Origin of the sequence: Streptomyces sp. NPDC052496 (assembly GCF_040679095.1) — a bacterium.
Taxonomy (GTDB): domain Bacteria; phylum Actinomycetota; class Actinomycetes; order Streptomycetales; family Streptomycetaceae; genus Streptomyces.
The window spans coordinates 1-23,654 of sequence record NZ_JBFAUH010000023.1 but is presented as its reverse complement, the minus strand read 5'-3'; the positions used below and the strand labels follow the sequence as shown (position 1 = coordinate 23,654).

The 23,654-nt window shown below is 73.0% G+C and carries 19 protein-coding genes; 13 read left to right on the top strand and 6 right to left on the bottom strand.

The window, feature by feature from the left end:
- Positions 1-7 precede the first annotated feature (7 nt).
- Entirely contained in the window at positions 8-1,144 is a 1,137-nt protein-coding gene (locus AB0L45_RS27700) for a DegT/DnrJ/EryC1/StrS family aminotransferase (protein WP_365844558.1), read from the bottom strand.
- A gap of 269 nt (positions 1,145-1,413) precedes the next feature.
- Between AB0L45_RS27700 and AB0L45_RS27695 the strand changes: the two genes are divergently transcribed.
- On the top strand, positions 1,414-2,325 hold the full coding sequence (locus AB0L45_RS27695; protein ID WP_365844556.1) for a TauD/TfdA family dioxygenase: 912 nt from the start codon (positions 1,414-1,416) through the stop codon (positions 2,323-2,325).
- Positions 2,322-3,386 (top strand): isocyanide synthase family protein, encoded by a 1,065-nt coding sequence (locus AB0L45_RS27690; protein ID WP_365844554.1) that lies wholly within the window; start codon positions 2,322-2,324, stop codon positions 3,384-3,386. The genes AB0L45_RS27695 and AB0L45_RS27690 overlap by 4 nt, the downstream gene beginning before the upstream one ends.
- On the opposite strand, the gene AB0L45_RS27685 is transcribed toward AB0L45_RS27690, so the two are convergent.
- Positions 3,350-4,051: a phosphatase PAP2 family protein gene (locus AB0L45_RS27685; protein ID WP_365844552.1), complete on the bottom strand. Its 702-nt coding sequence runs from the start codon at positions 4,049-4,051 to the stop codon at positions 3,350-3,352. The two genes, AB0L45_RS27690 and AB0L45_RS27685, sit on opposite strands and share 37 nt — an antisense overlap.
- 346 nt (positions 4,052-4,397) lie before the next feature.
- Complete coding sequence (gene gabT, locus AB0L45_RS27680) at positions 4,398-5,747, bottom strand: 4-aminobutyrate--2-oxoglutarate transaminase (RefSeq protein WP_365844550.1); 1,350 nt, start codon at positions 5,745-5,747, stop codon at positions 4,398-4,400.
- Positions 5,748-5,988: 241 nt separating this feature from the next.
- Between gabT and AB0L45_RS27675 the strand changes: the two genes are divergently transcribed.
- The gene (locus AB0L45_RS27675) at positions 5,989-8,133 is read left to right on the top strand and encodes an ATP-binding protein (protein ID WP_365844548.1); all 2,145 of its coding nucleotides are present in this window, start codon (positions 5,989-5,991) and stop codon (positions 8,131-8,133) included.
- A gap of 10 nt (positions 8,134-8,143) precedes the next feature.
- Here AB0L45_RS27675 and AB0L45_RS27670 read toward each other — a convergent pair whose 3' ends face one another.
- Complete coding sequence (locus AB0L45_RS27670) at positions 8,144-8,572, bottom strand: PIN domain nuclease (protein ID WP_365844546.1); 429 nt, start codon at positions 8,570-8,572, stop codon at positions 8,144-8,146.
- Positions 8,569-8,781 carry a type II toxin-antitoxin system VapB family antitoxin gene (locus AB0L45_RS27665; RefSeq protein WP_365844544.1) on the bottom strand — a complete coding sequence of 71 codons (213 nt, stop codon included), beginning with the start codon at positions 8,779-8,781 and terminating at the stop codon, positions 8,569-8,571. The genes AB0L45_RS27670 and AB0L45_RS27665 overlap by 4 nt, the downstream gene beginning before the upstream one ends.
- 168 nt (positions 8,782-8,949) lie before the next feature.
- On the opposite strand from AB0L45_RS27665, the gene AB0L45_RS27660 reads away from it, so the two are divergent.
- The 5 genes from AB0L45_RS27660 (at position 8,950) to AB0L45_RS27640 (ending at position 16,746) form a co-directional block, all read left to right on the top strand.
- The gene (locus AB0L45_RS27660) at positions 8,950-10,611 is read left to right on the top strand and encodes a PucR family transcriptional regulator (protein WP_365844542.1); all 1,662 of its coding nucleotides are present in this window, start codon (positions 8,950-8,952) and stop codon (positions 10,609-10,611) included.
- A 199-nt stretch (positions 10,612-10,810) separates the two neighbouring features.
- Positions 10,811-12,256 carry an aldehyde dehydrogenase family protein gene (locus AB0L45_RS27655; protein WP_365844540.1) on the top strand — a complete coding sequence of 482 codons (1,446 nt, stop codon included), beginning with the start codon at positions 10,811-10,813 and terminating at the stop codon, positions 12,254-12,256.
- A 350-nt stretch (positions 12,257-12,606) separates the two neighbouring features.
- The gene (locus tag AB0L45_RS27650; protein WP_365844538.1) at positions 12,607-13,914 is read left to right on the top strand and encodes a sensor histidine kinase; all 1,308 of its coding nucleotides are present in this window, start codon (positions 12,607-12,609) and stop codon (positions 13,912-13,914) included.
- Positions 13,889-14,575, top strand: a complete 687-nt coding sequence (locus AB0L45_RS27645) for a response regulator transcription factor (RefSeq protein ID WP_365844536.1) — start codon at positions 13,889-13,891, stop codon at positions 14,573-14,575. The genes AB0L45_RS27650 and AB0L45_RS27645 overlap by 26 nt, the downstream gene beginning before the upstream one ends.
- Positions 14,576-14,823: 248 nt before the next feature.
- Positions 14,824-16,746, top strand: a complete 1,923-nt coding sequence (locus tag AB0L45_RS27640) for an acyl-CoA dehydrogenase family protein (RefSeq protein ID WP_365844534.1) — start codon at positions 14,824-14,826, stop codon at positions 16,744-16,746.
- Between the two features lie 30 nt (positions 16,747-16,776).
- On the opposite strand, the gene AB0L45_RS27635 is transcribed toward AB0L45_RS27640, so the two are convergent.
- Positions 16,777-17,619 (bottom strand): YwqG family protein, encoded by an 843-nt coding sequence (locus AB0L45_RS27635; protein WP_365844532.1) that lies wholly within the window; start codon positions 17,617-17,619, stop codon positions 16,777-16,779.
- Positions 17,620-17,694: 75 nt separating this feature from the next.
- Between AB0L45_RS27635 and dxr the strand changes: the two genes are divergently transcribed.
- From dxr to AB0L45_RS27610, 5 genes are all read left to right on the top strand, one after another.
- Complete coding sequence (gene dxr / locus AB0L45_RS27630; RefSeq protein WP_365844530.1) at positions 17,695-18,966, top strand: 1-deoxy-D-xylulose-5-phosphate reductoisomerase; 1,272 nt, start codon at positions 17,695-17,697, stop codon at positions 18,964-18,966.
- Positions 18,963-20,264, top strand: coding sequence for a site-2 protease family protein (locus tag AB0L45_RS27625; protein WP_365844528.1), 1,302 nt, complete (start codon positions 18,963-18,965; stop codon positions 20,262-20,264). The genes dxr and AB0L45_RS27625 overlap by 4 nt, the downstream gene beginning before the upstream one ends.
- A 179-nt stretch (positions 20,265-20,443) precedes the next feature.
- Positions 20,444-21,601, top strand: coding sequence for a flavodoxin-dependent (E)-4-hydroxy-3-methylbut-2-enyl-diphosphate synthase (ispG, locus tag AB0L45_RS27620; protein WP_365844526.1), 1,158 nt, complete (start codon positions 20,444-20,446; stop codon positions 21,599-21,601).
- A gap of 197 nt (positions 21,602-21,798) precedes the next feature.
- Positions 21,799-22,644: a GNAT family N-acetyltransferase gene (locus tag AB0L45_RS27615; protein WP_365844524.1), complete on the top strand. Its 846-nt coding sequence runs from the start codon at positions 21,799-21,801 to the stop codon at positions 22,642-22,644.
- A gap of 76 nt (positions 22,645-22,720) precedes the next feature.
- Positions 22,721-23,254: a GNAT family N-acetyltransferase gene (locus tag AB0L45_RS27610; protein WP_365844522.1), complete on the top strand. Its 534-nt coding sequence runs from the start codon at positions 22,721-22,723 to the stop codon at positions 23,252-23,254.
- Positions 23,255-23,654 lie beyond the last annotated feature (400 nt).

The window sequence follows — 23,654 nt, the reverse complement described above, 5'->3', positions numbered from 1 at the left end:
CGGACGGTCAGCGCGCCGATTCGACGGCCTTGCGCAGCGCGCCGGCCACCGTGCGGACATCGGCGTCGGTGAGCCCCGGGTGCAGCGGCAGGCACAGCGTCTCCTCGGCGGCCTGTTCCGCGCCGGGCAGGTCCGGGCCGCCGGTCCCGAAGGCGGGGACCTTGTGCAGCGGCGCGTAGCGGAAGGTCGTGTAGATGCCGTCGCGGAACAGCGCGGAGGCCACCTGGTCGCGCAGCCGGGCGGCCATCTGCACCCAGTAGAAGAAGTACGAGGACCGGTGTCCGGCGGGCAGCCCGGGAGGCAGCCGCACCGCGTCGAATCCGGCCAGCTCCCGGTCGTACAGCTCGACGATCTCTTTGCGGCGGGCGATGAACGCGGGCAGCCTGCGCAGCTGCACGGTGCCGATCGCCGCGGTGAGGTCGTTGCCGATCTCCCGGCGGCCCGGCTCCGGCACGTCCAGCTCCCACCAGCGGTGCGAGACCTTCGCGTAGCCCAGTCCGGTCGGCCGGACCAGGCCGTGGTACGCCAGCCGGCGCGCCCGGGCGGCGAGCCCGGCGTCGCGTACGTGCAGCATCCCGCCGTCGCCGGTGGTCAGCACCTTGGCCGCGTCGAAGCTCCACATCGCCAGGTCGCCGAAGGTGCCGACGGCCCGCCCGCCGACGCGGGAGGCCACCGAGCAGGCGCAGTCCTCGACCAGGGTGAGGCCTGCCGCGCGGCAGCGGTCGGCGATCCGCACGATGTCGCCGGGGTAGCCGCCGTAGTGCAGCACCACGACCGCTTTCGTGCGGGGGGTGACGGCGGCCTCGACGTCCTCGGCGGACGGGTTGAGGGTGCGGGCGTCCACGTCGCAGAAGACCGGGCGGCCGCCGGCCCGTACGACGGCGTTGGCGGCGGCGACGAAGCTGGGCGAGGGCAGCACCACCTCGTCGCCGGGCCGGAGCCCCAGCAGTTCGGTGGCCAGGAACAGGCCCGCCGTACCCGAGTTGACGAACAGCACCTGCTCCGGCCGCGTGCCGAGGTGGGCGGCGAAGGCGGCCTCGAAGGCCGTGCTGCGCGGCCCGTGGCCGAGCCATCGGTCGGCGAACACCTCGGCGACGGCGGCCAGTTCGTCGTCGCCGGCCTGTGGCTGGAAGAGGTCGATCATGCCGGGGCCTCGTTTCCTCGAAGGGGCGGCGTATCTCGGTGCCGAGTGTTCTGCGGGCCGAGGGGTGAAAGAAGCGCCCGGGTCCGGCCCGAACGGGCCATGGCCCGTTCGGGCCGGACGGCGCGCCTTTCCCGCGCGCGGTGGCGGCGCGAGAGTCGGGACGGCAGCGACTTTCCCGTCGACATGACACGTTCTTGAACTCTCAAGTACTGTCGCTGTCACCGCGCACGGGCCGACCGGTCCGGCGCGCCGCCTTCCGGAGAGGAACCATGACGTCCCAAGCCGTCCACGCGTCCGGTCCGACCGACGACGCCCCTGACGACACCCGGCCCTGGACGACGGCCGCACCCGGCCCCTTCGGCGTCCTGATCACCGCGACCGGGCCCGGCACCCCGGTCACCGCCGTCCCCGTACCGTGGCTGCGCGACCTGGCCCGCCGTCACCACCTGGTCGCCCTGCGGGGATTCACCGCTCCCGCCGGCCCCGAGGCGCTCGACGCCTACGCGCGCACCTGGGGCGAGGTGATGGAGTGGCCGTTCGGCACGGTCTTCGACGTCCGCGCCCACCAGGACCCCGAGGACCACGTCTTCGACACCGGCTTCATGCCGCTGCACTGGGACGGGATGTACGTCGACTTCGTACCCGAGTTCCAGGTCTTCCACTGCGTCGCGGCCCCCGGGGCGGCCGACGGCGGCGGCACGCTCTTCTGCGACACCACCCGCGTCCTCGCCGACGCCGACCCCGAGACCCTGGAGCGCTGGCGCGGCCTGACCCTGCGCTACCGCAACGCCAAGGTCTCCCACTACGGCGGACTCGTCGTCTCACCCCTGGTCGAACCGCACCCCGACGCCGGATTCCCGGTCATGCGGTTCCTCGAACCGGTGCCGGACGGCGAACACATCATCAACCAGCCCGAGGTGCACATCGACGGGCTGGACGGTGCGGAGGAGGCCGCCGAACTGGCCGCCATCCGCGACGCCGCGTACGACCCGCGGCACGTGTACGTGCACGCCTGGCAGCAGGACGACATCGTCGTCGCGGACAACTACACCCTGCTGCACACCCGGGTGCCCTACCGCCGCGGACTGCCGCGCCACCTGCGCCGCGTCCACGTCCTGGGCGACCCCCCACTGCCCAGCCACCTCCACGACCAGCAGGGCAGTGAGCGGGGGACCGCATGACCGTGACCTACGAGCAGCACGCCGAGGGCCAGGAGCAGGGGGAGGACGAGGGGGACGCCGCGTACGCGGCCCGCACGGAGCAGTACTGTGCCCGGATCCTGGAACTGCTCCTGCCGCACCGTCGCCCCGTGGGCGCGCCGGCGGACACGCGGGCCGACGGCGGCGACGGCGCCGACCAGGCCGGCGTACGGGGCCACGACAACCACCTTCCGGAGGAGTGCTTCGCCGAACAGCTCACCCAGATCCGCGGGTTCGTGGCCCGCCGGGAGCCGGTACTGCTGACCCTGCCGGCGTTCCCCTGCAAGTCGCCCAACCCCGCCAAGGTCGTCGGCCACCTGCCCGACCTCGGCGAACTGCTCTCGCTGCGTTTCCTGGACGACCTGTGCGCCGGGATCGGCGCGGTCTACCCGCCCGGCGCCCGGCTGCTGATCTGCTCGGACGGGCATGTCTTCGGCGACCTGATACGGGTGCCGGACGCGCACATCGACGCGTACGGCAAGGCGCTGCGCGACATGATCGAGACCAACGGCCTGCGGCACATCGACACCTTCGGCCTCGGCCACGTCTACGACGGCCGCAGCTACGACGAGAAGCGGGCGCTGCTGGAGGAGGACTACGCACAGAGCGTCGAGGAACTGCGGGCGGAGGTACGGGCCGGCGGACCGGCGCTCAGCCACTACCGCGGCACGATCCGGTTCCTGGTCGAGGACACCGCGGAGTGGACCGGCTCCAAGGCCCAGTTGCAGCGCGAGTGCCGCAGCCGGGCGTACGGGGTCCTGCGGCGCAGCCGGGCATGGGGCGAGCTGATAGCCCACCACTACCGGCGGAGCGTACGGCTCTCCATCCACCCGCAGGCCTGCGGCTCGGCCAAGTTCGGGATCGCGCTGCTGGAGGCGGCGGACAACTGGCTCACGCCCTGGCACGCCGTCGTCGTGCAGACCGGCACCGACCGCTTCCGGCTGATGAAGCGGCACGAGGCCGAGCGGGTGGGGATTCCGGCGGGCCCGAGCTGGCGCCCGAGCCACTACATCGCGTCGGAACTGTTCGGCGTGGCGAGCTGACCGTCCCGCTCCCGATGCGGACCGCCCTGCCGCCGGTACGGGCGGTCCGCCCAGCACGCGCACGCCGCCGTGCAAGCCGTGAGCAGCACCCCGGCCAGGCACCAGCCGGCCAGTACGTCCAGTGGCCAGTGGTAGCCGCGGCGCACCAGGCCGATGCCGACCGCCAGGTTCAGCAGCCCTACGGTGGCTGCGAGGGCGGCCGGCGTCGGCCTGGTGCGCCGTTCCGGGCGGCGGGCCCACGGTGCGGCGAGCAGCAGGGCCACCGCCCCGTACGCGACGGCTGCCGTCGCCCCATGCCCGGACGGGAAGAAGCCGCCGTGCGCGCCGCCCGCCGTCTCCGGCGGTCCCGGCCTGGCGAGCCATGTCTTCAGGGGCACCACCAGCGCGGGCAGCACGGCCATCGTCACGACGGCGGCCAGGGGCGGCAGCCACCAGCGTGGTGCGGCCGTCCGCCGTCCGCGCCAGGCCGCGTACAGCGCGGCGAGCGCCAGCACGGGCAGTGCGACGACCGTGTTGCCGAGGTCGGCGAAGAATTCCGCCAGGGGCGTGGGGACGGGGCCGTGGACCACGGCGCGGCCGAGGTGTTCGTCCGACGCGCGCAGCGGACCGCCGGCGGCGACCTGCCAGGCGAGGACCGCGAAGAGCGCGGCGCAGAGCACGCCCACCCACAGCAGGGGGCGGAAGACAGAGGCAGGCCGCCTCGGAACAGGGGGGGTGGTTCCGAGACGGCCGCGCTGACCGGAGTGCCGCGCGCCCCGGGGGGTCTGGGGCGGGCGGCCGTCCGATCGGTGAGGATCCCCGGGGCGCGGGGCCCCGGATTCGTGCGCCAAGGCACGGCCTGGCCGCAGCTGGGGAAGCGTCGGCCGGGCGTCGCTCACAGTCTCCTGTGAGCGGGGTGTTTCTCTCATCTGCAGAAACCGTACGGCAGGGAAGCGGGGCCGGACACCCGGATCACCTGCCCGCCATGGGCCCCGCACACATTCTTCACGACCTGCCTCCGGTCACCTCGGGTCACAGCGTCGCGAGCGCACTCTCGATGATGTCCAGGCCCTCGTTCAGCAGGTCCTCGCCGATGACCAGCGGCGGCAGGAAGCGCAGCACGTTGCCGTACGTGCCGGTGGTCAGCACCAGCAGGCCCTCCTGGTGGCACGCCGCCGCCAGCGCCGCGGTCGCCTTCGGGTTCGGCTCCTTGGAACCGGACTCCACCAGCTCGATGGCGATCATCGCGCCCCGGCCGCGGACCTCGCCGATGATGTCGTGCTTCTCGGCCATCGCCTCCAGGCGCGGCTTCATGATCTCGCCGATCCGCCGAGCCTTCGCGTTCAGGTCCAGCTCGCGCATGGTCTCGATGGCGCCGAGCGCCGCCGCGCAGGCGACCGGGTTGCCGCCGTAGGTGCCGCCGAGGCCGCCCGCGTGCGCCGCGTCCATCATCTCGGCGCGGCCGGTGACGGCGGCCAGCGGCAGGCCGCCCGCGATGCCCTTGGCGGTCGTGATCAGGTCCGGAACGATGTTCTCGTCCTCGCACGCGAACCACTGGCCGGTACGGCAGAAGCCGGACTGGATCTCGTCCGCGACGAAGACGATGCCGTTGTCCTTCGCGAACTGCGCGATGGCGGGCAGGAAGCCCTTGGCCGGCTCGATGAAGCCGCCCTCACCGAGCACCGGCTCAATGATGATCGCGGCCACGTTCTCCGCGCCGATCTGCTTGGTGATCTGCGAGATGGCCTGGTCCGCGGCCTCCTGGGCGCAGTTCTCCGGGCCGGTCAGCCAGCGGTAGGGGTAGGCCAGCGGCACCCGGTAGACCTCGGGCGCGAACGGGCCGAAGCCGTGCTTGTACGGCATGTTCTTCGCGGTCAGCGCCATCGTCAGGTTCGTCCGGCCGTGGTAGCCGTGGTCGAAGACGACGACCGCCTGGCGCTTGGTGTACGCGCGGGCGATCTTGACGGCGTTCTCGACGGCCTCGGCGCCCGAGTTGAACAGCGCCGACTTCTTGGCGTGGTCGCCCGGGGTCAGCTCGGCGAGCTGCTCGCAGACCTCCACGTACGGCTCGTACGGCGTGACCATCACACAGGTGTGGGTGAAGTCCGCGAGCTGCGCGGTGGCGCGGCGCACCACGGCCTCCGCGCTGTTGCCGACCGAGGTCACGGCGATGCCGGAGCCGAAGTCGATGAAGGAGTTGCCGTCGACGTCCTCCAGGATGCCGCCGCCCGCGCGCTTGGCGAAGACGGGCAGCACCGCCCCTACACCACCGGCCACCGTGGCCTGCTTGCGGGCCCACAGCTCCTGGGACTTGGGGCCGGGGATCGCGGTGACGACGCGACGCTCCTGGGGGAGGGCGGGGCCTCCGGACAGTTCGGTCATGGCAGTCTCCTGGGGGTGGAACGGGACGTACTGAAGGGGTTGTGCTCGCAGGCTAGGGGGAGGAGCGGGACGTCGGCATGTTCCGTTCGGGAGAAGTGCGCGTGTTGCGTTGTCCGCACCGGACATAGCGGCGCGGTGCGGCCAGTAGATTGAGCGGCGGCGTACGCAGTGGACAGCAGGCGCGCGGACGGGCCGTACCCGCACCGCGCCCGCACGTCTCAAGGGGGACGAGGGGCACCGGATGGACACCGAGGGCACGCAGCACGACGCACCGCACACCCGCACCGACCGCCCCGTGCCCCGCCCAGCGGCACCACCGGTCCCGTCCGTCCCGCCGGCCCCCAGCAGGCCGCCGGTGCCGCCGGCGCCGCCCGCCGCCCACGAGGACGGCACGTTCCTGCGCTGGCTGCGCGCCCCACGCCGGGCCGCCGCGCCCGGCATCTGGACGTACGGACACGTACCGAAGCCGGAGGAGGCCCCCGACCGGGTGCCGACCCGGCAGCTCGTCACCGGCGCGCTGATCTCGTTCCTGTGCGGCTGGCTGCTGTGGTCCCTGCTGTGGAACGGCTACCTCGGCCCGTACTGGATCTACCCGCTGCTGCTGCTCACGCCCGACTCCTGGCGCTCGGCCGGCGGCGACAAGATGATCTTCGTCTGGCTGACCTACCTGTATTACGCCCTGGTCCTGGCCGCCCTCGTGGTGATCTTCGGGCGCCTCGGACGCTGGCGGGAACTGGGGCGGCGCTGCCTGGGGCCGGTGCTGCGCCGCGCCCGGGAGCGCGGTCCCGAGGCCGTACCGGAGCCGCAGGAGGACCGCGCCCAGTGGCCCGCCCTGCGCACGGGCGGCGCACCCGACGCCGCCGACAAGCTCGCCGCAGAAACCTTCGCCGGGCGCCTGAACGACGTCGACGTGGCCCGCATCGAGCGCGCCTGGCAGTCCGTGCGCTCCGGCAACAACTCCCTCGCCTCCTTCACCGACACCGTCCTGCGCCACGGCGCCGCCGCCTGCGCCCACCCCTCCGGCCTGCGCGACCTGCCCGCCCGTACGGCCCACCACGACCTGCTCGCCCACCAGGTACGCATCGGCACCGCCACCGACCACCCACGCAACCCCCACCAGCACCGCGGTACGGGCTTCGCCCTCGACCCGGCGCTGCTCGGCACCTCCCTGCTGGCCGTCGGCCCGCCCGGCTGCGGCAAGACCACCCGCGTGGTGCGGCCCGTGGTGGAGGCCATGTGCCTCCAGGCGCTGACCGGGCGGAGCGCCGTGGTCGCCGTCGGCGCGGCCGGCTCCGCGCTCGGCCCCGACGACGCGTTCGACGTGGTCGTACGGATCGGCGCCCCCGGAGCGGACCACGACCTCGACCTGTACGGCGGCACCACCGACCCCGACGAGGCGGCCGGCATCCTCGCCGAAGCCCTGGTCGGCGACCTGGCCGCCACCCTGCCCGGCGGCGACAGCCGGCGCGCCGCGACCGCCCTCGGTCAGCTGCTCGGACCGTTCCGCGCCGCGCACGGCCGCTTCCCGTCCGTACCGGAACTGCGTGAACTCCTCGACGGCGCGGAGACCGCGCTCACCGCGCTGCGCACCGCGCTGAAGACCACCGAGTCCCACGCGCTGCTGCGCGAACTCGACGCCCGCGCGCGGCAGGCGGGCCGCCCCGGCGACATCGGCGACCTCCTCGCCGACCGCGTCGCCCTCCTCGACCGCCCCGCCTTCGTGCACTGCTTCGACCCCCGCGGCGGCGACCAGCAGCTCTCCCTGCGCGCCCTCGACCGCCCGCTGCGCGTCCGCATCGACCTGCCCGAACGGGGCCACGCCGAGGCGTCACGCATCCTGGCCCGGCTGGTGCTCGCCCAGTTCACCGAGTGCGCGGCCGCCCGCGGCGACCGCTCGCTCTTCGCCTGCCTGGTGCTCGACGACGCGGCGCACACCGTCACCGCCGAGTCGTTGCGCGGCCTGCAGCGGCTGCGTGCCGCCAACGCGGGCGTGCTGCTGACCCTGCGCTCCCTCGACGACGTCCCGGAGACGCTGCGCAGCGCGCTGCTGGGCGCGGTGGGCTGCCGGATGGCGTTCGCGGGTGTGACGACCTGGGACGGGGCGCGGTTCGCCGAGGTATGGGGCAAGGAGTGGGTCGAGACGCGGGACGTGACCGACCGGCAGATCATCGCCGAGGGCGCCGCGATGAAGGCGTTCCACCTCTTCCGCCACCTGGTCACCGGCAAGGCCGCCACCGCCAAGGCCGTCACCGTCCGCACCGTCGAACGCGAACGCTGGTCCGCCTCCGACCTGGCCAACTCCGTCCCCCCGGGACACGCGGTGCTGTCGGTGACGTCGGTACGGGGGGAGCATGCGCCGCCGGTGCTGGTGGATCTTCGGGGATAGGGGCGGGTGGTCAGTCGTCGGACGTGGCGGGGCTCGCGATCCGCTTCACGGCCAGTCCGGTGATCCGCGACACGGCTTCGTAGTCGCGGTCGTCGTGCAGCACGATGAGTCCTTCCCGCTCCGCCGTGGCGGCCACCAGCAGATCGACGGCGCCGGCGGAGCGGTGGAGTCCTGACTCGGTGAGTTGCTGCTGGAGTTTTTGTGCCCGCTCGAATACCTGCTCGGGCATCGGCACCCAGGAGAACAGCTCGCGCAGCAGTTCCTGCTTCTCCAGGCGATCGGCCAGCGACCGGGCGGAATACAGGAACTCCAGTTCCACGACCGGGCACAGCGCGATGATCCCGTTGGTGATCTGCTGATGCCACCGCTCACGAAGTGGTCTGCCGAGAATCCGGAACAGCCCGGAAGTGTCGATCAGGTAGAGGGCGCTGCTGGTCACGGACGGTAGGCCGTCTTGTTGTCGATGTACTCGTCGAAGTCTCCGCGGTCGGCCATCTCGCCGAGCCGCTCCAGAGCGCGGGCACGAGCTATCCGCCGAGTCGCCTCACGCAGGGCAGTGTTGACCGTGTCCTTCTTCGTCTTCGTGCCGAAAACCTGGGCCGCCTGCTCCAGCGCCTCGTCGTCGATGTCCACCAGCATCTTGGTCATACGATCGCCTCCTGGATATATCAAGAATGTATCCAGGATATCCATAGGCTTCAACCCCTCCCCTTACCCCACCACTGAGGCAGAATCGGCAGCGACCGTTCATACGGGACGGCGAAGACCCCGACCGCCGCCAGCACGCCCGCCCGCCGACGCCCCACCGAAGGTCTCATGCCGCACACGCTCGCCTCCCTGGCCCACCACTCCGCGCTCAAGCTGTCGGTGCTCGCGGGCGGGGACCGGCTGGACACCCCGGTGCGCTGGGCGCACGCCAGCGAGCTGATCGACCCGGTGCCGTACATGGAAGGCGGCGAGCTGCTGCTCATCACCGCCCTCAAGCTGGACGCCGAGGACCCGGAGACGGCCCGCAGGTATGTGCGGCGGGTCGCGGGCGCCGGGGTCGTCGGGCTCGGTTTCGCGGTCGGCGTCAATTACGAGGACGTGCCGGACGCGCTGGTCACCGCCGCGGCCGAGGAAGGGCTGCCGCTGCTGGGCGTGCCCCGCAGCACCCCGTTCATCGCCATCAGCAAGGCCGTCTCCGCCGCGGTCGCCGCCGACCAGTACCGCGCCGTGACCGAGGGCTTCGAGGCCCAGCGCGAGCTGACCCGGGCCGCCCTCGGCACCGAGGGACCGGCCGAGCTGCTGGCCCGCCTCGCCGCGCACCTCAAGGGGTGGGCCGCGCTGTACGACGCGTCCGGCACGGTGGTCGCGGCAGCTCCCGACTGGGCCGCGCGCCGCGCGGCGCGGCTCGGCGGCGACGTGGGGCGGCTGCGCGAGCGCCCGGCCCCCGCCAGTTCCGTCGTCAGCGACGCCGAGGGCGACGACCGCGTCGAACTGCAGTCCCTGGGCACCGGCCGCCGCGCCCGCGGCGTCCTCGCGGTCGGTACGGGCGCGCCGCTGGGCACCGCCGAGCGCTTCGCCGTGCACTCCGCCGTCGCCCTGCTGACCCTGACCACCGAGCGCTCCCGCGCGCTCCAGGAGGCCGAGCAACGGCTCGGCGCCGCGGTGCTGCGGATGCTGCTGGCCGGTGAGCCGGACCATGCGCGGGCGGTCGCGGGCCGGCTGTACGGCGGGCTCTTGGACGCACCGTTCCGGGTCGTGGTCGCCGAACCGATGGCCGCGGCCGGCGAGGAGTCCGGTGACGCGGTGCCCGCCCTGGACGCGCTCGCCGACGCCATGGAGTCGGCGGCGGCCCGTACCGGCGAGGCGGTGCTGGCCGTACCGGAGGGCACCCGGCTGGTCGTGCTGGCGGCCGACGGCGGCGCCGCCGTCGAGGCGTGCGCCGAGCATGCCGCCGTGGCCGAGGCGCGGTACGGCGGGCAACCGGCGCCACGCGGGCGCACGGGGCGGGACGGGGCCGGGCGGACCGCCGGAGGGCTGGCCGTCGGCCTGTCCGCACCGTCCGGGCCGCGGGACGCCGCGCACGCCCACCGCCAGGCCGAACAGGCGCTGTCCGTGGCCCGCCGGCGCGGCCGGGTGCTGGTCGAGCACGAGGACGTGGCGGCCGGATCGGTGCTGCCGCTGCTGGCCGACGACGCCGTACGGGCCTTCGCCGACGGCCTGCTGCGCGCCCTGCGGGACCACGACGCCACCGGCCGCGGCGATCTGGTGGCCTCCCTGCACGCCTGGCTGTCCCGGCACGGCCAGTGGGACGCGGCCGCCGCCGACCTGGGCGTGCACCGGCACACGCTGCGCTACCGGATGCGGCGGGTGGAGGAGATCCTCGGCCGCTCGCTGGACGATCCGGACGTACGGATGGAGCTGTGGCTGGCGCTGAAGGCGACGGCGGCGGTCGCGGAGCCGTACGGGGGCGAGCCGGGGGAGCAGCTGTAGGAGCGGGCGGCGCCCCGTCGCGGGGAAGGGGCGCCCCGTTGCAGGAGGGAAGCGGTGCCCCGTACGCCAATGCGGCGGGCGGCACCGTACGACTACTCCGCGCCGGACAAACACCGCGGCCGCACCCCGCCCCTACGGTGGACCCAGGCCCGACAGGGCCGTCCGTACCACCCCCACTTCGGAAGGGCCGGGATCCACTGTGACTTCTCCCACCGCCTTTTGGCTCGCCGGTCGCCAGGCCACCGGCGAGGACACCTTCGACGTCACCTCGCCCTGGGACGGCCGTCTCGTCGGCACGGTGAGCGTTCCCACCGAGGCCCAGACCGAGGAGGCCGTCGCGGCCTCCGTCGCCGTGCAGGAAGAGTTCGCCGCCACCCCCGCGCACGTGCGGGCCGCGGCGCTGGACCACGTGCAGCGGCGCCTGGTGGAGCGCACGGAGGAGATCGCCCGGCTCATCTCCGCCGAGAACGGCAAGCCCATGAAGTGGGCCCGCGGCGAACTCGGCCGCGCCGTGTCCGTCTTCCGCTTCGCGGCCGAGGAGGCCCGCCGCTTCAACGGCGGCGACGCGCAGCGCCTGGACACCGACGCGGGCGGCGCCGGCCGGCTCGCCCTGACCCGCCGCTTCCCGCGCGGCACGGTGCTGGGCATCGCGCCCTTCAACTTCCCGCTCAACCTCTGCGCCCACAAGATCGCCCCGGCCGTCGCGGCCGGCGTGCCGATCATCCTCAAGCCGGCCCCGGCCACCCCGCTGTCCGGCCTGATCCTCGGCGAGCTGCTGGCCGAGACGGACCTGCCGGCCGGCTCCTGGTCGATCCTGCCGGTCACCAACGACCGGATGCCGGCGCTGGTGCAGGACGAGCGGCTGCCGGTGATCTCCTTCACCGGATCCGAGAAGGTCGGCTACGCGATCATGGACTCGGTGCCGCGCAAGCACTGCACCCTCGAACTGGGCGGCAACGGCGCGGCCGTGGTGCTGGCGGACTACGCCTCCGAGGCCGACCTGGACTGGGCGGCGCAGCGCATCGCCACCTTCTCCAACTACCAGGGCGGCCAGTCCTGCATCTCCGTGCAGCGGGTGATCGCCGACGCCTCGGTCTACGACCGGCTGGTGCCGAAGATCGTGGCTGCCGTCAACGCGCAGGTCACCGGCGACCCGTCGGACGACGCGACCGAGGTCGGCCCGCTGGTCAGCGAGGACGCCGCCAAGCGCGTCGAGGCGTGGGTGGACGAGGCGGTCGGCGCGGGCGCCAAGCTGCTCGCGGGCGGCAAGCGGGACGGCGCCTCCTACGCGCCGACCGTGCTGGAGGACGTGCCGGCCGGCGCGACGCTGGCCTGCGAGGAGGTCTTCGGTCCGGTCCTGAGCCTGACGAAGGTGGACGGCGAGGAGGCGGCGTTCGCGGCCGTCAACGACTCCAAGTACGGCCTGCAGGCGGGCGTGTTCACGCACGACGTGCAGACCGCCTTCCGGGCGCACCGTGCGCTGGAGGTCGGCGGCGTCATCATCGGCGACGTGCCGTCCTACCGCGCGGACCAGATGCCGTACGGCGGCGCCAAGCAGTCCGGCGTGGGGCGCGAGGGCGTGCGCTTCGCGATGGAGGACTACACGTACGAGCGGGTGCTCGTGCTGACCGGGCTGAACCTCTAGGAGCGGCCTGCCGCGCGCCGCTGCCCGGCGGCGCGCGGACAGCGAGCAACGCGCTCCGGCACCCTGTCCCGGAGCGCGTTGCCTCCCCCGTTCCCCCGTGCGGTGGTGCCGTGCTCTCCCCCGTGCCCCCGCACTCTTGTGGTGGTGTTCCGACCGTACGCGCCCGCCGCGCGCCGGGGCGTCCCGTCACGGGTGGAAAACCGGGTGTGACTTCCGCGGTAGCGCGCTCCGTACGCGTACAACTTCCGTGGTACGCGGACGGACTCCTCCTGGCCGACGACCCGCCGTGTCCGCCGGGTTACGCTGCGGACGTGCGCATGGGCGGGGTGGCAGGGGAGGTGCGACGGCGGGTGAGGAGGGCCCCGCCGCTGACCCTCGACGCGGCCGTCGCGGCCGGTTTCGCCACCGTCTCCCTGCTGCTCGGCCACGACAACGTACCCGTCGGCTGGGAGCGCCTGGACGCTCTCGGCAACGCGCTGACCTGCCTGATCAACCTGCTGATCGTGGCCCGCAGGCGAGCCCCCGTCGCCGTCTGCCTGGCCGTCTTCGCGCTCTGGACCGGCTACATCGCGCTGGACTACTGGCCCGTCGTCAACAGCCTGGCCGGCCTGATGGCCCTCTACACCGTCGCCGCCCACCGCCCGCCACGCGTCGCCGCCGGCTGCTCCGTGCTGCTGGTGCTGCTGTGGAACTTCGCCGGGCTGACGGGGCACGAGAGCTCCTGGGCGACCACACTCGGCCAGAGCATCCTCTACCCTGCGATCCTGTGCTGGTTCGGCAACGTCGCCCGCACCTCCGCCGAGCGCAACGTCCGCCTCACCGAGATGGCCGGACAGCTCCGCCGCGAACAGGAGGAGAACGCCCGCCGCGCGGTCGCCGAGGAACGCGTACGCATCGCCCGCGAACTGCACGACGTGGTCGCCCACCACATGTCCGTGATCTCCGTGCAGGCCGGGCTGGCCGGGTACGTCTTCACCTCCGACCCGGACACCGCCCGCCGCGCGCTGGACACCATCGCCGGAACCAGCGGCGAAGCCCTGGAGGAGATGCGGCGGCTGCTCGCCGTGCTGCGCGTGGACCCGCGGGAGATGGCGGGCGGAGCGGCCGCCGTGGACCGCCGGGAGACGGGCGAGGGCGAGACGGCCGACGCCTACGAGCCGGCGCCGGGCCTCGACCGGATCGAGACCGTCGTCGCCCGGGTGCGGACCGCGGGCCTGCCGGTCGCGCTGCGCACCACGGGGGAGCGGCGGCCGTACGCGCCGGGGCTGGAACAGTGCGCCTACCGCGTCGTCCAGGAAGCTCTGACCAACGCCCTCAAGCACGCCGGGGCCGCCCATGTCGAGGTGCGTATCGACCACGGCGCCGACCGCCTCACCGTCGACGTACGCGACGACGGCAGCGCCTCGGACGCACCCGCACCACGCGCCCCGCGGCCGGCGGCCCCGTCTCCGCCGCCGGCATTCCGCCATGTCTCCACCGGACACGGGTTGATAGGGATGCGCGAGCGGGCCAGGATTTACGGCGGCAGTCTGCGCGCCGGTCCTCTTCCGGGCGGCGGCTTCCAGGTGCTGCTCACCCTGCCGGTCCATCCCGCGGCGGGCCCGGCACCGCCGGGGAAAGGGACGACAGAGCATGATCAGGGTGCTGGTGGCCGATGACCAGGTCCTCATCCGGGCCGGCGTCGCCGCCCTGTTGCGGGCCGCGCCCGACGTCGAGGTGGTCGGCGAGGCGTCGGACGGCGAGGAGGCGGTCCGGCTGGCCGCCGAACACCGACCCGACGTCATCCTCATGGACATCCGGATGCCCGGGGTCAGCGGCATCACGGCCACCGAACGCATCCTGCGCGCCGCTGCCGAGACCGGCGGACCGGCCCCGCACGTCGTGGTCCTGACCACCTTCGACCTGGACGAGTACGTGTACGCGGCGCTGCGCGCCGGAGCCAGCGGCTTCCTCCTGAAGGACACCCCGCCGCAGCGGCTGCTCTCGGCCATCGCCACCGTCGCGGGCGGCGACATGCTCTTCGCGCCGAGCGTGACCCGCCGGCTGGTCGAGGCGTACGCCCAGCGGCTGGACGAGCCCGCCCAGGAGGCCGCGGACGGGCCGGAGTCCCTCCAGGCGCTCACCGCCCGTGAACTGGAGGTGCTGCGGCACACCGCCAAGGGGCTGTCCAACCCGGAGATCGCCGAGCGGCTGGTGATCAGCGAGGCCACCGTGAAGACCCACCTGAACCGGACGATGGCCAAACTGGGCCTGTGCAGCCGGGCCCAGGCCGTGGTGCTGGCGTACGAGACGGGGCTGGTGACGCCGGGGGCACGGTGAGGGGGCATGGGGCGGGCGGGGCGCCGTCCGCCCCGTTCCGTGCCGCGAAGTCTGGTGCAAGTCGAACGGAACGGGTAGAGACTCACAAGTAGCACTGGCCGGTAGCCGGACGGCGGCGGGACGCCCTACGCCTGCCGGCCCGGCGCGGACCGTACGGAACGCGGACCGCGCCCCGTCGGCCGCACCGCACGGTCCCGCAGACCGCCGACCCACTCCGAGACCCGACTCCGCGGCGAGGTGAGCCCCTCATGACCGCTCCATCCACCCGCAATGTGTCCGAGCGCGAGGCCCGGCAGGTCGCCGAGGCCGCCCGCGAGCAGGACTGGCGCAAGCCCAGCTTCGCCAAGGAACTGTTCCTGGGCCGCTTCCGGCTCGACCTCATCCACCCGCACCCCACCCCCGCCGACGAGGACGCCCAGCGCGGTGAGGAGTTCCTCGCCAAGCTCCGCGACTTCTGCGAGACGAAGATCGACGGCGCCCGCATCGAGCGCGAGGCGCAGATCCCGGACGAGACGATCGACGGTCTCAAGGAGATCGGCGCGCTCGGCATGAAGATCGACACGAAGTACGGCGGCCTCGGCCTCACCCAGGTCTACTACAACAAGGCGCTCGCCCTCGCCGGCTCCGCCAACCCGGCCATCGGCGCGCTGCTCTCCGCGCATCAGTCCATCGGCGTACCGCAGCCGCTGAAACAGTTCGGCACCCAGGAGCAGAAGGACACCTTCCTGCCGCGCTGCGCCCGTACGGACATCTCCGCCTTCCTGCTGACCGAACCGGACGTGGGTTCCGACCCGGCCCGGCTGGCGACCACCGCGGTGCCGGACGACGGCGGCGATTACGTGCTCGACGGCGTCAAGCTGTGGACCACCAACGGCGTCGTCGCCGACCTCCTGGTCGTCATGGCGCGCGTCCCCAAGAGCGAGGGGCACAAGGGCGGCATCACGGCCTTCGTCGTGGAGGCCGCCGCCGAAGGCGTCACCGTCGAACACCGCAACGCCTTCATGGGCCTGCGCGGCATCGAGAACGGCGTCACCCGCTTCCACCGCGTACGGGTGCCGGCCGCCAACCGCATCGGGCCCGAGGGCGCCGGCCTGAAGATCGCGCTGACCACGCTCAACACCGGCCGCCTCTCGCTGCCCGCCATGTGCGTCGGCGCCGGCAAGTGGTGTCTGAAGATCGCCCGCGAGTGGTCGGCCGCCCGCGAGCAGTGGGGCAAGCCGATCGCCAGGCACGAGGCGGTCGGATCCAAGATCTCCTTCATCGCGGCCACCACCTTCGCCCTGGAGGCCGTGGTCGACCTCGCCTCCCAGATGGCCGACGAGGACCGCAACGACATCCGCATCGAGGCCGCGCTGGCCAAGCTGTACGGCTCCGAGATGGGCTGTCTGATGGCCGACGAACTCGTGCAGATCCGCGGCGGCCGCGGCTTCGAGACCGCCGCCTCGCTCGCCGCCCGCGGCGAGCGCGCCGTGCCCGCCGAGCAGATCCTGCGCGACCTGCGCATCAACCGCATCTTCGAGGGCTCCACCGAGATCATGCACCTGCTCATCGCCCGGGAGGCGGTGGACGCGCACCTGTCCGTGGCCGGCGACCTCATCGACCCGGACACATCGCTGTCCGACAAGGGCAAGGCCGCCGCCAAGGCCGGCACGTTCTACGCCCGCTGGCTGCCCAAGCTGGTCGCGGGCCCCGGCCAGCTGCCGCGCACGTACGCGGAGTTCGGCGACCTCGCCGGGCACCTGCGGTACGTGGAGCGCGCCGCCCGCAAGCTGGCCCGCTCCACCTTCTACGCCATGTCCCGCTGGCAGGGCCGGATGGAGACCAAGCAGGGCTTCCTCGGCCGGATCGTCGACATCGGCGCCGAGCTGTTCGCCATGAGCGCGGCCGTCGTACGGGCCGAGCACCTGCGCGCCACCGACGACCACGGCCGCGAGGCGCACCAGCTCGCCGACGTGTTCTGCTGGCAGGCCCGCATCCGCGTCGACGAACTCTTCGGCCGGCTGTGGACCAACACCGACGACCTGGACCGCAAGGTCGTCTCCGGCGTGCTCACCGGCACGTACACCTGGCTGGAGGAAGGCGTCGTGGACCCCAGCGACGACGGCCCGTGGATCGCCGACGCGACGCCCGGACCGACGACGAAGCAGAACGTCCACCGGCCGATCCGCTGACCCGCGCGGGGCGCGCTTCCCCGAGCCGTTCTAAAGGAACTGCCAGGTGAAGCGCGCCCCCGCGAAGTTCCGCGCGGCCAGGTCCGCCCGGGTGATCAGCCAGTACAGGGTGCCCTGGTGGACCCAGTCCATCCAGGCCCGCTCATCGCTGTCGAGCTGCGCGAGCAGCACCCAGTCGCCCGGATCCTCGTCCTCGCCGAGGTCGTCGAGGCCCACACCGCCCTGCACGGATATCGGATGGCCCCCGATGCGGTGCCGCACCGTGGGGTCGAGGTCCGCCAGCGCGTCCTCGAAGGCTTCCGCCCACTCCGGGAGATCGTCCAAGGACTCCGCACCCACCAGGTCCCCCAGCCAGAAATCCTCCCGGTCGGGAAACGTCGTCTCCGGCTCCGCCGACAGCCGGACCCGGTGGTACGGCTCGATGCCTTCCGGAGCCCCGCGCTCGGCCACCGGAGTGCCTTCAGGGACGTACAGCACGCGGGCGCCCTGCTGCCCCTCGGGCCCGAGCCCCGGCACCCCGTCGCCGTCCTGCCCCGGGCCGTAGGCCACGAAGAACAGCAGCGTGCCGTCCCCGGGCAGGGGTATGTCCAGCTCCACGCCGGCCTGAGCGGACAGCGCGGCCAGCGCGGACAGCGACACGGACGCCACGAACGCCAGCGGCCCGTTGCCCTCCCGCACCGGCCACGGCACGTCCGCCGGCAGCTCAGGGAGACCACCCAGGTGGCCGACCACCGGACCGGGCAGCGGGGCGCGGCGGTCGTCCGGGCGCGTCAGGCGCACCGCCGGACGCAGCAGCGCCGTCCAGCGCTCCGCCACGTCCGGGGGCAGGTGCTCGGCGGCCAGTCGCTCCGGCGGGGACATCATCCGTTCCATGCCCGTACGGTCCCACGCGCCACTGACAATCCCCTGCGGCTCACCGTCCCGCCCGGACCGGCAACAATGGTGCCCATGACGGACACCCTCGCTGACCCGCATCTGCGCTTCACCCCCGCCCCGCTCACCGGCGGCGGCGACGGGCCGCGCGACATCGTGATCCTCGGCTCGACCGGCTCCATCGGCACCCAGGCCATCGACCTGGTGCTGCGCAACCCCGACCGCTTCCGGGTGACCGCGCTGTCCGCGGCCGGCGGCCGGGTGGCGCTGCTGGCCGAGCAGGCGCACCTGCTGCGGGTCCGTACGGTGGCGGTGGCCCGCGAGGACGTGGTGCCGGCGCTGCGCGAGGCGCTGTCCGCCCGGTACGGGGCGGGGGAGCCGCTGCCGGAGATCCTCGCCGGGCCCGACGCGGCCACCGAGGCCGCCGCCTCCGAGTGCCACACCGTCCTGAACGGCATCACCGGCTCCATCGGCCTCGCGCCCACCCTCGCCGCCCTGAAGGCGGGCCGCGCGCTGGCGCTCGCCAACAAGGAGTCGCTGATCGTCGGCGGCCCGCTGGTCAAGGAGCAGGCCCGCCCCGGCCAGATCGTGCCCGTCGACTCCGAGCACTCCGCCCTCTTCCAGGGCCTGCTGGGCGGCCCCCGCAAGGAGGTGCGCAAGCTGGTCGTCACCGCCTCCGGGGGGCCGTTCCGGGGCCGTACGAAGCAGGAGCTGGCGTCCGTCACGCCGGAGCAGGCGCTCGCGCACCCCACCTGGGCGATGGGCCCCGTCATCACGATCAACTCCGCCACCCTGGTCAACAAGGGGCTGGAGGTCATCGAGGCGCACCTGCTGTACGACGTGCCGTTCGACCGGATCGAGGTCGTCGTCCATCCGCAGTCCTACATCCACTCGATGGTGGAGTTCACCGACGGCTCCACCCTGGCCCAGGCCAGCCCGCCCGACATGCGGATGCCGATCGCGCTCGGTATCGGCTGGCCGGACCGGGTGCCGGACGCGGCCCCCGGCGTCGACTGGACCAAGGCCCACCAGTGGGACTTCCTGCCGCTGGACACCGAGGCGTTCCCGTCCGTGCCGCTGGCCTGCCACGTCGGCAATCTGGGCGGCACCGCGCCGGCCGTCTTCAACGCCGCCAACGAGGAATGCGTCGACGCTTTCTTGAAGGGCGGGCTGCCGTTCACAGGAATTGTCGATACGGTCGCCGAGGTGGTCGCGGAGCACGGTACGCCGGCCCGGGGAACCTCCCTGACGGTCGCGGACGTCTTGCAGGCGGAAACCTGGGCGCGCGCCCGCGCCCGTGAGCTGGCCGCCCGAGCGGCCCGTACGACATCGGAGGCTCGCGCATGACGACCTGGATGACCATTCTGGGCATAGTCGTCTTCGTCGTCGGCCTGCTCTTCTCGATCGCCTGGCACGAGCTGGGACACCTGTCCACGGCCAAGATGTTCGGCATCCGGGTGCCGCAGTACATGGTGGGCTTCGGACCGACGCTCTTCTCGCGCCGCAAGGGCGACACCGAGTACGGCATCAAGGCCATACCGCTCGGCGGCTACATCCGCATGATCGGGATGTTCCCGCCGGGGGAGGACGGCGCCATCAGCGCCCGCTCCACCTCCCCCTGGCGCGGCATGATCGAGGACGCCCGTTCGGCCGCCTTCGAGGAGCTGCAGCCGGGTGACGAGAAGCGGCTGTTCTACACCCGCAAGCCCTGGAAGCGCGTCATCGTGATGTTCGCCGGGCCGTTCATGAACCTGATCCTCGCGGTCGTGATCTTCATGAGCGTGCTGATGGGCTTCGGCATCAACACCCAGACCACCCAGGTCGGCTCGGTCTCGGACTGCGTCATCGCGGCCTCCGCCAAGACCGACAAGTGCACCGCGGGCGCCAAGGACTCCCCGGCCAAGGCCGCCGGCCTGCGCGCCGGTGACAAGATCGTCGACTTCGACGGCAAGCCCGTACCGGACTGGGCGACCCTCCAGCAGAGCATCCGGGACACCACCGGACCCGCGACGATCACCGTCGAGCGGGACGGCAAGCGGCAGCAGCTGCACGCGAACCTGATCGAGAACAAGGTCGCCAAGACCGACGGCAACGGCGCGTACGTGCCGGGCGAGTACGTCACCGCGGGCTTCCTCGGCTTCACCCCGGCCACCGGCATCGTCCCGCAGACCTTCGGCCAGTCCGTGGACCGGATGGGCAGCATGGTCGAACAGGGCGTCCAGTCGCTGGTCCACCTGCCCGCCAAGGTCCCCGACCTGTGGGACGCCGCCTTCAACGGCGGCGAGCGCAAGCAGGACTCCCCGATGGGCGTCGTCGGCGCGGCCCGGGTCGGCGGCGAGGTCTTCTCGCTGAACATCCCGCCGGAGCAGCGGGTGGCGACCATGCTCTTCCTGGTCGCCGGCTTCAACCTGTCCCTCTTCCTGTTCAACATGCTCCCGCTGCTGCCGCTGGACGGCGGACACATCGCGGGCGCGCTGTGGGAGTCGGTCCGCCGGGCCTTCGCCCGCGTCTTCCGCCGCCCCGACCCCGGCCCCTTCGACGTGGCCAAGCTCATGCCGGTCGCCTACGTGGTCGCCGGGATCTTCATCTGCTTCACGCTCCTGGTGCTGGTGGCGGACGTGGTGAATCCGGTGAAGCTGACGTAGGGGAGGGCGCGGCCTCCGCCCGTTCGGGCTCCCCGCACCGCGCACACGGGTGCTCCCCTGCCCCCTGACGGGGGGCAGGAGGGGATCGATGTGCCCACGGCAACCCTCGTGCCGTAATCTCGAAGGCCGGAGCCCGCCGATCTCGGGACCTAGATCCACACCTTGGGGTTGCTCGCCAGATGACTGCCATTTCACTGGGAATGCCGGACGTACCGACCAAGCTGGCCGACCGCCGGGTCAGCCGTCAGATCCAGGTCGGTCCGGTCGCCGTGGGCGGAGACGCACCGGTCTCGGTGCAGTCGATGACGACCACGCGTACGTCCGACATCGGGGCCACGCTCCAGCAGATCGCCGAGCTGACCGCGTCCGGCTGCCAGATCGTCCGGGTCGCCTGCCCGACCCAGGACGACGCCGACGCGCTGCCGGTCATCGCGAAGAAGTCGCAGATCCCGGTCATCGCCGACATCCACTTCCAGCCGAAGTACGTGTTCGCCGCGATCGACGCGGGCTGCGCCGCGGTCCGGGTCAACCCGGGCAACATCAAGCAGTTCGACGACAAGGTCAAGGAGATCGCCAAGGCGGCCTCCGACGCGGGCACCCCCATCCGCATCGGCGTGAACGCCGGCTCCCTGGACCGCCGCCTGCTCCAGAAGTACGGCAAGGCCACGCCTGAGGCGCTGGTGGAGTCGGCGCTGTGGGAGTGCTCGCTGTTCGAGGAGCACGGGTTCCGGGACATCAAGATCTCGGTCAAGCACAACGACCCGGTGGTCATGGTCAACGCCTACCGGCAGCTCGCCGCGCAGTGCGACTACCCGCTGCACCTGGGCGTGACCGAGGCCGGCCCGGCCTTCCAGGGAACCATCAAGTCCGCCGTCGCCTTCGGCGCGCTGCTGTCCGAGGGCATCGGCGACACCATCCGCGTCTCCCTGTCGGCCCCGCCGGCCGAGGAGGTCAAGGTCGGCCTGCAGATCCTGGAGTCGCTGAACCTGCGCCCGCGCCGCCTGGAGATCGTCTCCTGCCCGTCGTGCGGCCGCGCCCAGGTGGACGTCTACAAGCTGGCCGACGAGGTCACCGCGGGTCTGGAGGGCATGGAGGTGCCGCTGCGCGTCGCCGTCATGGGCTGCGTCGTCAACGGCCCCGGCGAGGCCCGCGAGGCCGACCTCGGTGTGGCGTCCGGCAACGGCAAGGGCCAGATCTTCGTGAAGGGCGAGGTCATCAAGACCGTGCCCGAGTCGAAGATCGTCGAGACCCTCATCGAAGAGGCCATGAAGATCGCCGAGCAGATGGAGAAGGACGGCGTGGCGTCCGGCGAACCCACCATCGCGGTGGCCGGCTGACGCCCCCCGTAGCGCCCCGGCGCCCCGCGCGCCCCACGAGCCCCGCCTCCGGACCACACCGGTGGCGGGGCTCGTGCGTAAAGCGCGCCAGGAGCGGTACCCGCAGCAGATCCGCTGCTCAGCCGCCAGGGAGGTAAAGTGCCAGGACCTGCAGTCGCCTGGCCTCCCAGGCCCGTAAAGGTGAGGCTTTCCGACACGTGCTGACGACCACGACCACCAAGGTTCTGGAGCCCGGGGAGCTCGACGACGCACTGGCCGTACTGGACCGCGACCCCGTCGCCAACGCCTTCGTCGCCGCCCGCGTCCAGGTCGCCGGGCTGGACCCCTGGCGGCTCGGCGGCGAGATGTGGGGCTGGTACACGCACGGCCGCCTGGAGTCACTGTGCTACGCGGGCGCCAACCTCGTCCCCGTCTGCGCCACCCCCGAAGCGGTACGCGGCTTCGCCGAGCGGGCCCGCCGCCAGGGCCGGCGCTGCTCCTCCATCGTCGGCCCGGCCGGACCGACCGCCGAACTGTGGTCCCTCCTGGAGCCCGCCTGGGGCCCCGCCCGCGAGGTGCGCGCCAACCAGCCGCTGATGGTCACGTCCTCCTTCGCCACCGAGGTCGAGCCCGACCCGTACGTACGGCGCATCGGCAAGCACGAGATGGACCTGATCATGCCCGCGTGCGTGGCGATGTTCACCGAGGAGGTCGGCATCTCACCGCTGGCCGGTGACGGCGGGCTGCTCTACCAGGCGCGCGTCGCCGAGCTCGTCGGTGCCGGGCGGTCCTTCGCCCGCGTCGACGACGGCAAGGTCGTCTTCAAGGCCGAGATCGGCGCCGCCACGCAGCGCGCCTGCCAGATCCAGGGCGTCTGGGTGGCCCCCGAATACCGCGGCAAGGGCCTCTCGGAGACCGGCATGGCGGCCGTGCTGCGCCACGCCCTCACCGAGGTCGCGCCGGTCGCCTCGCTGTACGTGAACGACTTCAACACCCCGGCGCGGGCCGCGTACCGGCGGGTGGGCTTCGAGGAGACCGGCGCCTTCATGAGCGTGCTGTTCTGAAGCACCGGCGCGGTCCGGCCGCCGGAGGCCCGCGGGCCGATCGTCTTACGGGCCGGTGCCTTGTACGCTCCCGACCATGGATGACGTCGCGGTCGGCCCCCTGGATCTCGCTGTCCGCGTGGATGACGCGCTCGCCGTACAGGCCTTGGCGTTCGGACTGACCGACGACGAGATCGGGGTCCGCCGCCACATCGTCCTGCGGCACCTGACCAGCCCCGGGGCGCGCGCCCTCGGCGCCACCACCCCCGGCGGGCGGCTGGTCGGCTTCGTCTACGGGATGCCCAACAGCCGCACGCACTGGTGGTCCACGGTCGTCGAGCCGTACCTGCGCTCCCAGGGACACGACCACTGGCTCGACGACTCCTTCGTGATCACCGAGCTGCATGTGCTGCCCGCCTTCCAGAACCGGCGCATCGGCCGCGAACTGATCACCCGCATCACGGACGACGCCGCCGAACCGCGCAGCATCCTGTCCGCCATCGACACCGACAGCCCCGCCCGCGGCCTGTACCGCTCCCTGGGCTACCGCGACCTGGCCCGCCGCGTGCTGTTCCCGAGCGCCCCGCTGCCGTACGCCGTGATGGGCGCGCCGCTGCCGCTCAAGCGCTGACCTGCCTGGCCTTCGGGCGCAGGGTCGGTAGGGGTGGGTGTGGGGCGGTCGGGTCGGTAGGGGTGGGGTGTGGGGTGGTCGGGTCGGTATGGGTGGGGTGTGGGGCGGTCGGGTCGGTATGGGTGGGGGCGAGGCGGTCGGCCCGGTACGGGCGGGGATGGGGCGGCCGGGGCCGTGGGACGGGCGGGGACGGGGCGGCCGGGCCGTGGGGCGGGCGGCCACGTGGAATGTGGCCGCATGGGGCGTGGACTCCGGCAGCATGGGGCGCGCCATCCGGGCCGCATGGGGCGCGGGAGCGGGCCGCGTGGGGCGCGGGAGCGGGCCGCGTGGGGCGCGGGAGCGGGCCGCGTGGGGCGCGGGAGCGGGCCGCGTGGGGCGCGGGAGCGGGCCGCGTGGGGCG